Here is a 5,596-nt window from a genome sequence, read left to right as displayed (position 1 = left end):
CCTGGGCTTGCCGCCAGCATCATCAGGCCCATGATCGAGGTGCCGCCGACCTTGACACCGTCCTTCTCGACATGGATGGCGGCGTCGAAGCCGCTGGCGACCTGGACGAATTTCGCCGAGGCGCGCGCATGCAGGCCGCGCTGGTTGACGATCGGAAAATCCCGCGCGACGTGGTCTTGTTCCGGCGACAGCGCGTTCATTTGCTGCTCAGGAGCTGGCTGGCAACGTTGATGTATTTGCGCCCGGCGGCCTGCGCCTCGTCGAGCGCGGCGGCCATGTTGTCGCCCTTGCGGATCGAGGAAAGCTTGATCAGCATCGGCAGGTTCATGCCGGCGATGACCTCGGTGCGGCCGGATTCCATCACCGAAATGGCAAGGTTGGAGGGCGTGCCGCCGAACATGTCGGTGAGCACGATCACGCCGGCTCCGCTGTCGACGCGCGCCACCGCGTCGACGATGTCGCGGCGGCGCTGCTCCATATCGTCATCGGCGCCGATCGCCACGGTTTCGAAATTGTCTTGTGGCCCGACGACATGTTCCACGGCATGTCGGAACTCCGTGGCCAGCTGACCGTGCGTCACGAGCACGAGTCCGATCATTCTTTGGTGGCTCCCGTCATCGCCGCTTCACAGGCGCATTTTATGCTCGCCAGCCATTGCAGGCGGCGGGAGCGCTATCTTGTCGACGCGCGGCGCGTTGACAAGCCCAAAATTGCGCAAGCCCTGGCCATTTTGACGCATTGCAGCAAAAAAGCGGAAGCGGATCACAGAAAAGGCGCGATGGAGAGCCGCGCCATGACGGCCGGCAACGCGGTGGCGGCGTTGCGCTCGGCAAGGTCCACGCGCGGCACCGGGCAGCCCGCGACCGGCTCACGGATTTCTTCCTGGAAACGGGCCATCTCGGCCTGCGGCACCAGCCGCACATTGAGGTCGATCACCCCGCCCGGCTCGAACGGCAGCGGGCGTGGAATGAACCCCGGCACCTCGGCGAGGCCGGCAATCGTCGCCGGCACGCGGCAGACCAGCCGCCCGGCATGGGCCGTGGCAAGGAGCCTGTCGTCGCCGATCAGCCGCGAAAACAGCCCGCGCGCGCGGCAATGGTCGATCAGCGTCAGCGCCAGAGTTGTCTTGCCGGCGCCGGACGCTCCGGTGATAAGGACGCCGCGCTCGCCGATCAGGATCGCGGTTCCGTGGATGTTTTCAGGCTTTGCGGCAGGTTCTGGCATGACTGCGTCAGCGATCAACCTTCGGCCGGTAGCGTTACCACGAAGCGCGCGCCCTTGATCTCGCCGGGCTTGGTGCCGGGGATGTTCTCGGCCGTCAGCGTGCCGCCATGCGCCTCGACGATCTGGCGGCTGATCGACAGACCGAGGCCCGAATTCTGGCCGAAGGCTTCGCCGGCCGGACGGTCGGTGTAGAAGCGCTCGAAGATGCGGTCGATGTTGTCGGCCCGGATGCCCGGTCCGTTGTCGTCGACGGTGATGATGTTGAGCTTGCCGGCGCGCGCCAGCGAGACGGTGATGTGGCCATGCTCATCGGGAACGAAGGAGCGGGCATTCTCGATCAGGTTGGTGATCACCTGGCCGATCCTCAGATCATGGCCGACGACGACATAGCCTTTGACGCCTTGCGGCAGCTTGGCCACCTTGAGCTCGATCTCGACCGCCTTCTTGTTGCGCGTCGTTTCGCGCGAAACCGCGATAAGATCGGTGACGAAGGTCTTCAGGTCGACCGTTCCCGCATCCTCGCGCGCGAGCTCGGCATCGAGGCGCGACGCGTCGGAAATGTCGGTGATCAGCCGGTCGAGGCGGCGGACATCGTGCTGGATGATCTCCATCAGCCGCGCGCGCGAATTCTCGTTCTTCGCCAAGGGCAGCGTTTCCACGGCGCTGCGCAGCGACGTCAACGGGTTCTTCAGCTCATGCGAGACGTCGGCGGCGAAGCTCTCGATCGCTTCGATGCGGGCATAGAGCGCGTTGGTCATATCGCGGACGGCGATCGACAGATTGCCGATCTCGTCCTGGCGGTCGGAGAAATCGGGGATCTCCTCGCGGCTCTTCACCCCGCGCCGCACCCTGACCGCGGCAGCCGACAGCCGGCGCAGCGGATTGGCGATCGTGGAGGCGAGCAGCATCGACAGGATGGCGGTGACAAGCGCCGCGATGCCGAAGACGCGCAGGATCGCCTTGCGCTCGGCGGCGACGATCTTGTCGATGTCGCCGCCTTCCGTCGACAGCATCAGGACGCCGAGCACGGCACGGAAACGCTGGATCGGCACCGCGACGGAGACGATCTGCTCGCCCTGCTCGCTGATGCGCACGATGGTCGAGGGGCTGCCGGTCAGCGCCTTGACCACTTCCGGAAACGCCGCGCCGTTGCCGCCCGGCTGTTCGCGATAGACCGGCAGGTCCTTGTTGCGGAAGAAATCGAAGACGAACTTTTCGACACGCTCGACAAGGCCCGGCTGCTCATCGTCGACCGGCGGCAGGTCGTAGCGCAGGATCTGGCCACGCGAATAGAGATGGCGCGAATCGAGCAGCAGATTGGCGTCGCGGTCATAGATGCGGGCGCGTGTGCGCGTCGGCGAGATCAACCGCCGCAGCACCGGGGCGACGCGTTCGGGATTGATCGGGAAGTCGAGATTGTCGAGCTGGTCGGAGCCAGGGCCAAGGCTCTCGCCTGCCTGCAGCTCCAGCAGCTTTTCCGGATCGATGCTGATCGAATCGGTCTCCACCGTCGCCGAGGCCGCGATCGCGCCGGCGATGATCTCGCCCTGCGTCATCAGGCTTTCGACGCGGGCGTCGATCAGCCCGTCGCGGAAGGTGTTGAGGTAGAGGATGCCGGTGACCAGCACCGCCAGGCCGGCAAGGTTGAGGAACAGGATGCGGCGGGTCAGGCTGGAGAAGATGTGATGGCCGAGGAAACGGCGCATAGGCACCGTGATCCTCGACAGGAATGACGGCAGCATCCTGGACGGCCGCCTGACCGCGCCCGCCCTTCTGTTCCGCTCTACGTCGACTGCCATCGAATAGCAGGTCCTGTTTAGTGAGTAGGGGTTAGGCAGTAGGCAGTAGACAAATGCTTGGCTGGGACCGGGGCGATCTATGAGTGCCCGCGGGGGTGCCATTCAGGACTGACTAGCGACTAATCCCCACTGCCTACTGCCCATTCCCTATTCACGCCTCGCGGAACCTATACCCGACTCCGTAAAGGGTTTCGATCATCTCGAAGTCATCATCGACGGCCTTGAACTTCTTGCGCAGCCGTTTGATGTGGCTGTCGATGGTGCGGTCGTCGACATAGACCTGCTCATCATAGGCCGAATCCATCAGCGCATCACGGCTTTTTACCACGCCGGGCCGCTGCGCCAGCGAATGCAGGATCAGGAATTCGGTGACGGTCAGCGTCACCGGCTCGCCCTTCCAGGTGCAGGTATGCCGCTCCTGGTCCATGACCAACTGGCCGCGCTCCAGCGAGCGGGCCTGCTGGCTGGGCTGCTTGGCGGCCGCCTCGCGCGCGCTCGTGCGCCGCAGCACCGCGCGCACCCGCTCGACCAGAAGGCGCTGCGAGAACGGTTTGCGGATGAAGTCGTCGGCGCCCATCTTGAGCCCGAAAAGCTCGTCGATCTCGTCGTCCTTCGAGGTCAGGAAGATGACCGGAAGGTCGGATTTCTGGCGCATCCGGCGCAAGAGTTCCATGCCGTCCATGCGCGGCATCTTGATATCGAGGATGGCGAGATTCGGCGGCCGAGCCGCCAGGCCTTCCAGCGCAGACGCACCATCCGTGTAGGTTTCGACGCGATAGCCCTCGGATTCGAGGGCGATCGACACCGATGTCAGAATGTTGCGGTCGTCATCGACAAGCGCGATTGTTGCCATTTCAAGCGGCTCCCTCATGAGCTGTCCCTTCTTTCGTCGAGAAGGGGCTTTTGCAGGACAAATTAGGTACAAAATGTGGCATAGGCTCCGCGCAGTGTCACGCACAGCGTGCCGGCGGCCGCATTCGCACCCCAACGCGGATTGGACGAACAACGTTTGCCAATCCTTTGGGCAACCACTGTGATTTTTTGCACATATAAACGATTTAAACAACTTTCAAATTTTTTAAATCGATTAATGATTTGATATCATTTGCCTTTTCTGGTTCTGAGCCACTCAGCCCCTACCGGGCTCCGGAAATCCACCGGTCAGACGCGGCAAATCCAGAGAGGAGCATTTGATGTCGGAAGCCGGCACACGCAACCCCGCCTGCGCGATAGACGCGATCGGCCTTAAGACCACGGGCACGGTGCGCTATAATTTCGGCGCCGCCGCGCTCTACGAGGAGGCGATGCGCCGCGGCGAGGCCAGGCTGACCGCGGATGGCGCCCTGGTCGCCGAGACCGGCCAGCATACGGGGCGCTCGCCCAGGGACAAATTCGTCGTCCGCGACGACGCCACCGAGCCGCATGTCTGGTGGGACAACAACAAGGCGATGTCGCCGGCCCAGTTCGATGCGCTGCTTGCCGATTTCCGTGCTCATGCCGCGCACAAGGACCTCTACGTCCAGGATCTGGTCGGTGGCGCCGACACCGACCTGCAGCTGCCGACCAGGGTCATCACCGAATTCGCCTGGCATTCGCTGTTCATCCGCAATCTCCTGATCAGGCCCGAACCGTCGCAGCTTGAGCATTTCGTGCCGGCGATGACGATCATCGACCTGCCGTCCTTCCGCGCCAATCCGGCCCGCCACGGCACCCGCACCGAGACGGTGATCGCTGTCGATCTGACGCGCATGATCGTGCTGATCGGCGGCACCTCCTACGCCGGCGAGATGAAGAAGTCGGTGTTCACCGCGCTCAACTACCTGTTGCCGGCGAAGGGCGTGATGCCGATGCACTGCTCGGCCAATGAAGGTCCGGCCGGCGACGCGGCCGTGTTCTTCGGCCTCTCCGGAACCGGCAAGACGACGCTGTCGGCCGACCCCTCGCGCACGCTGATCGGCGACGACGAACATGGCTGGGGCCCGCACGGCATCTTCAATTTCGAAGGCGGCTGCTATGCCAAGACGATCAGGCTTTCGGCCGAGGCCGAGCCGGAAATCTTCGCCACCACGCAGCGCTTCGGAACGGTGCTGGAAAATGTCGTGCTCGGCGCCGACCGCGTGCCGGATTTCAACGATGGCAGCCTGACCGAAAACACGCGCTGCGCCTATCCGCTCGACTACATCCCCAATGCCTCGAAGACCGGCCGCGCCAGCCATCCCAGCAACATCATCATGCTGACTGCCGACGCTTTCGGCGTGATGCCGCCGATCGCCAGGCTGACCCCGGCGCAGGCCATGTATCATTTCCTCTCCGGCTATACGGCCAAGGTCGCCGGCACCGAAAAAGGCGTCACCGAACCGGAAGCGACCTTCTCGACCTGCTTCGGTGCGCCCTTCATGCCGCGCCACCCGTCCGAATACGGCAACCTGCTGCGCGAGCTGATCGCCCGCCACGGCGCCGACTGCTGGCTGGTCAACACCGGCTGGACCGGCGGCGCCTACGGCACTGGCCGCCGCATGCCGATCAAGGTGACGCGGGCGCTGCTCGCCGCCGCCCTCGACGGTTCGCTGAAG

At 64.0% G+C, this 5,596-nt stretch carries 6 protein-coding genes; 1 reads left to right on the top strand and 5 read right to left on the bottom strand.

Translation table 11 applies throughout. From position 1 onward, the window contains the following. The 5 genes from EN742_RS22215 to EN742_RS22190 all read right to left on the bottom strand — a co-directional run. The coding region (locus tag EN742_RS22215; protein WP_148670191.1) for an HPr family phosphocarrier protein at nt 1-200 on the bottom strand (200 nt) is incomplete at its 3' end. Further along, complete coding sequence (locus tag EN742_RS22210; protein WP_126057117.1) at nt 197-598, bottom strand: PTS sugar transporter subunit IIA; 402 nt, start codon at nt 596-598, stop codon at nt 197-199. The genes EN742_RS22210 and EN742_RS22215, both read right to left, overlap by 4 nt. A gap of 164 nt (nt 599-762) precedes the next feature. Further along, nucleotides 763-1,224, bottom strand: a complete 462-nt coding sequence (locus tag EN742_RS22200) for an HPr kinase/phosphorylase (RefSeq protein ID WP_126057115.1) — start codon at nt 1,222-1,224, stop codon at nt 763-765. A gap of 14 nt (nt 1,225-1,238) precedes the next feature. After that, the gene (locus EN742_RS22195; RefSeq protein WP_126057114.1) at nt 1,239-3,023 is read right to left on the bottom strand and encodes a sensor histidine kinase; all 1,785 of its coding nucleotides are present in this window, start codon (nt 3,021-3,023) and stop codon (nt 1,239-1,241) included. A 151-nt stretch (nt 3,024-3,174) separates the two neighbouring features. Continuing rightward, entirely contained in the window at nt 3,175-3,876 is a 702-nt protein-coding gene (locus tag EN742_RS22190; RefSeq protein WP_126057113.1) for a response regulator transcription factor, read from the bottom strand. Between the two features lie 340 nt (nt 3,877-4,216). Between EN742_RS22190 and EN742_RS22185 the strand changes: the two genes are divergently transcribed. Continuing rightward, nucleotides 4,217-5,596: phosphoenolpyruvate carboxykinase (locus EN742_RS22185; protein ID WP_128333274.1), on the top strand; the 1,380-nt coding region annotated here is incomplete at its 3' end.

It is taken from the genome of Mesorhizobium sp. M4A.F.Ca.ET.020.02.1.1 (assembly GCF_004022645.1).
Classification (GTDB): Bacteria; Pseudomonadota; Alphaproteobacteria; order Rhizobiales; family Rhizobiaceae; genus Mesorhizobium.
The sequence above is the reverse complement of the archived record's forward strand: the minus strand, read 5'-3'. Positions and strand labels throughout refer to the sequence as shown.